At 36.8% G+C, this 3,775-nt stretch carries 6 protein-coding genes and 1 pseudogene; 6 read left to right on the top strand and 1 reads right to left on the bottom strand.

Annotated features, from left to right (window positions below; translation table 11 throughout):
* The 6 genes and pseudogenes from A374_RS20870 to A374_RS18950 all read left to right on the top strand — a co-directional run.
* The coding region (locus tag A374_RS20870; protein ID WP_007203871.1) for a hypothetical protein at nucleotides 1–294 on the top strand (294 nt) is incomplete at its 5' end.
* Nucleotides 295–325: 31 nt separating this feature from the next.
* A complete protein-coding gene (locus A374_RS18970; RefSeq protein WP_007203870.1) occupies nucleotides 326–877 on the top strand; it encodes an HNH/ENDO VII family nuclease in 552 nt (183 codons plus the stop codon).
* Nucleotides 878–895: 18 nt separating this feature from the next.
* Nucleotides 896–1,321 carry an SMI1/KNR4 family protein gene (locus tag A374_RS18965; RefSeq protein ID WP_007203869.1) on the top strand — a complete coding sequence of 142 codons (426 nt, stop codon included), beginning with the start codon at nucleotides 896–898 and terminating at the stop codon, nucleotides 1,319–1,321.
* A gap of 245 nt (nucleotides 1,322–1,566) precedes the next feature.
* Nucleotides 1,567–1,725: pseudogene (locus tag A374_RS20355) on the top strand (NUDIX domain-containing protein); the annotation flags it as partial.
* Between the two features lie 110 nt (nucleotides 1,726–1,835).
* The gene (locus A374_RS20350) at nucleotides 1,836–2,132 is read left to right on the top strand and encodes a hypothetical protein (RefSeq protein WP_007203867.1); all 297 of its coding nucleotides are present in this window, start codon (nucleotides 1,836–1,838) and stop codon (nucleotides 2,130–2,132) included.
* 282 nt (nucleotides 2,133–2,414) lie between these two features.
* Nucleotides 2,415–2,921: a hypothetical protein gene (locus tag A374_RS18950; protein WP_007203866.1), complete on the top strand. Its 507-nt coding sequence runs from the start codon at nucleotides 2,415–2,417 to the stop codon at nucleotides 2,919–2,921.
* Between the two features lie 713 nt (nucleotides 2,922–3,634).
* Here the strand turns inward: A374_RS18950 and A374_RS20345 are convergent.
* Nucleotides 3,635–3,775: IS3 family transposase (locus A374_RS20345; protein WP_007203865.1), on the bottom strand; the 141-nt coding region annotated here is incomplete at its 5' end.

Raw genomic sequence — 3,775 nt, 5'->3', positions numbered from 1 at the left:
AAAGGCGGTGCCGCGCATGCGGTACAAGGGGGAGCAGCCGCAACTGGTGCTACAGTCAAAAGCCAAGCTAAGAGTCTATCCGTAGGCACTGTACGAAAAATGGCTGAGAAAAAAGCCGTAGTCCCGAATTCGGTTGTACATAAAACCGAGAATATGGGGAAAGAAGCTATAAAGAGCAGTCCAACTGCTGTGAAAAATGATGCAGCGAAGAGCGCTGTGGATCGTCTACATAACGATACGAATTCATTGTCTGTAAAGCCATTTGCAGATGAGCCACTACATTCTGCGAATTGACAACGAACACATACCAAGCAGATTGGAACATGTGTCTAATCAAGAGTTACCTTTAGTTAGTGGGGGACCTGAGCACGTAGTCGATCTTCCTGCCCTAGGTATTAAAAAAGGTGGGACTAAGGGTACGGGTAAAGTTGCGGGGCTTAAATCCAGAAAATTATCTTCTGAACAAATTGAATTAGATTGGTTGGCTGACAAGTATACTGCTGTAGAAGTAAAAGGAACAGTTAAAGTTGGTGGAAAGGAAGTAGATGTATCGAGAAGAGTGTACCAAATTGAGATTGATAAAAATTATGTACCTAATAACCCGAAGGCACTAGGAAAGTCGAATGGAGAATTAATGAAAAAGGGTAAATATCCATTTATTGTAAATTATGGGGTGGAAAGTAAAGTTGAATTACACCATTTAATTCAAAAAGAACCTGGTGGAATGGTTGAAATTGCGGAGTTAACTCATGATAAATACGATTCGACGTTACATGGTTTGGTTGAAGATGGAAATAGTTTTAGGAATAATCCAGAACTTGAAAAAATGTATAATAATTTTAGAAGTAACTATTGGAAAATGCGTGCTAGTGAATAATAGGAGTGAGTTTAATCTATGGATGAAAGAATTATTAAGATGATCGAAAATTATGGTGAAGAAAATGATTTTTTTGGAGAAGTATCAGAAGAATATATTAATAAGGCTGAAGAAAAACTTAGAGTTAAATTTCCCCGAAGTTATCGTGATTTTATAAAAAAATATGGTTCGGGGGGGATATGTGGAGTTGAGCTTGAAGGTGTTCAGGATAATTTAGGAGCATCTGTAGTTGATGCAACAGAGAGATGGAGAAAATTAGGGTTGAATATGAACTTAATTGTTTTAGAGGACTCGGGAGAATTTGCTAGATGTATGTATTGTGCAAATATTAATGATGACAGAGTATTTAGTTGGGAAAGGGGTGGAACAAATTTACACCCGAGATATAATACATTTGATGACTATGTAATAGACATATTTCAAGAAGGAATTGATAACTGGTAAAAAACAATGAGGTTAATCCAGGGGATACTTATGAATCAATTAACGGATCCGTACAAGCTCGTAAGTTATGCAGTAGTAATGAGCTACAAAGGTGTCATACTGTTAATATAAATCTTACAAATTTTTGCTACTTAAAAACATATGAACTTCAAGCACTTGATTGTCAACTAAAGGCAGCGAGTGCTTTTTTGTAAGGAATCACTGCTTGGGACAACAACAAAATAACTGTATGATATTCATAACTCATGAGGATAGTAAATAAAGCTAAAGAAATCTTATTGCAGCTTCGAAGTGATAATAACTGTTGGGGATTAGCTGGAGGTTCATTGGAGATTGGAGAAACTTTGGAGCAAGCAGCAAAGAGAGAGTTATTTGAGGAGACTGGCTTAATAGCAAATCATGTGACCACGCGTGTTGATTATCTAAAATATGCCAAAAGAATGATATAAAAAAAGAGAGTCCTCTCGTAAAATGTAAGTTACGACACCAACATTAAACGAAACGAGGAACTTTCATGACCAAGCATACCACGACACACGCGTTGATTCAAAACTTTCTTTCGGAAGAAGAGCTCCAAGAGATTCTAGCCGTCTTTAATTTCAAAGAAACGGCTAGAAAGTGTACTGTGTCCATGTTGCTTGCGTACTTACTAGAGGCCGCAACCCATGAATGGAAAAGCTTGCGTTACGCCGCCGATGTTGGACCGAGCGGTGGTCTCACTGCGGTGGATCATTCCTCTTTATCCATACACATAAAGGCACTGGATTACGCCATCATGAAACGGATCTTTCAAGTTCTTGTTGGAAGTTAAATCGGGCAATACGGTGGGCTTTACGCTTACCAAAAACCCTTTTATCCATCGACTCTACCACGATTACGGTCGGAAAATCGAGGTTGCTTTGGGCCCTCTATCACGGCCATCGCTCCGGCATTAAGCTCCATGTAAGTTTTACGAATAAGAATTTGACGGAACTATCAGTACACCTGATACACCGACTGGAAGTCATAGGGTATTTGAAAACCTAGATGACCCAACCAGAAGCTCACATTTTCCTTATGTTCCAAGAAAATAAATATTAAGTAGGTGAGATACTTGAATAATTTGTTGTATCATGCATATTTGCCTGAAAATCACGAACATCATGTTTCGCTGGAAGAAGTCATGAGTGGTGGTATTAAATATTCTACTAAGTCAAATAATAGATATAGTAATGGTGGCAGAGTGAAATTTGAGATAACAGAACTATTAAGACCTTCCAATACACCTGATTGGATTAACTTTAAAGAAGCAATAGGTGTTGATATAACCAATCGTTTTTCCAAATCTTTTTGCTTTCCTATATTCACGGGTAAAATCCTAGTATTTGATGGTGATATTTCCCTTTCGACCTATGACCAAGTATTCTATGAGGATTTTAAAGACTTTGATGAGGAAGTTTTAAATTTTGATACTGGAGAAACTATTGAATATTGGATTAAACTATACTGGGAAAGTATGATGACACTTGAAGACTATTTGATAAAGAAGCCCTATTCAAAGCCAGAAGTGTTACTTTTTGAATCGGTACCCAAAGAAATTATTCAAGTATGTGAAGAATAGACTTGTAAACCTTGATTGACTATAGCCTTTCAAGGTTTTTTATTGCTTTTATAGTTATACGTTTATATAGTCTGATATTTGAATCAAAAACTCATGATGGTAAAAAGGCGTACGAGATTGGTTGCAGTGACATTAAATAAAATGGACCACAATTTGCGCAAGAGAATGATATAGCTCGTGGTGTAAGTAGGAAATACACTGGTACATAAGAATTGAAAGAATAAAATTTTGTTCTAGGTAGACATTGAAAAATGCTTATGTGAAATTCATAACTCATGAAGGTTGTACCATCATGGAGTATCATTTTAATACTTGGAAGAACTGAACAAGAATGAGAAAGGGGAGAGATGATATTTTACATGGCGGGGTAGTTATGACATGAAATGGCTAAAAAATTAACGATAATGACAAAGCTCGTGGCGATAAAAGGTATGTTACGGAAGAAGGTTACTAGTTTAGCAACAGGGCAGATAAAAATTTTGTTGTATTTTTACTAGAGAGGGTCGAAAAGATGTTGAGTTTATTAATCCACCAGGGAAACATCATAGCTCGTACAAGTTCGTTAGTTTAAACGTACTATTTGTTCTTATTAAAATTGTACGTACAAACTTAAAGCGAATAGTGACTTGGAAATTTAGAAAACATGGGAACCTAAAGCACTTGATTGTCAACTATGAACTGTACCCTTAAAAATAGACAGTTTAATAAAAGCCCTAGGCAGTTAAAAGATGATCCCGGTATTGTTCCGGGGTCATCTTTTTTAAACCCCATTGATAACGTTCTGCATTATAGTACATCATGTATTGCTCGATAACATCTTGCAGCTCTTCTATCGTCTTACAGGAAGAGGCATC

The sequence above is a fragment of the Fictibacillus macauensis ZFHKF-1 genome (assembly GCF_000269865.1).
GTDB lineage: Bacteria > Bacillota > Bacilli > Bacillales > Fictibacillaceae > Fictibacillus_C > Fictibacillus_C macauensis.
Note: the sequence above shows the minus strand (reverse complement) of the source record. Positions and strands in the feature narration are given on the sequence as shown.

Bases quoted from the DNA above. Each gene is read 5' to 3' on its own strand.
- A374_RS18965 (WP_007203869.1), top strand. From the start codon at position 896: ATGGATGAAAGAATTATTAAGATGATCGAAAATTATGGTGAAGAAAAT.
- A374_RS20350 (WP_007203867.1), top strand. From the start codon at position 1,836: ATGACCAAGCATACCACGACACACGCGTTGATTCAAAACTTTCTTTCG.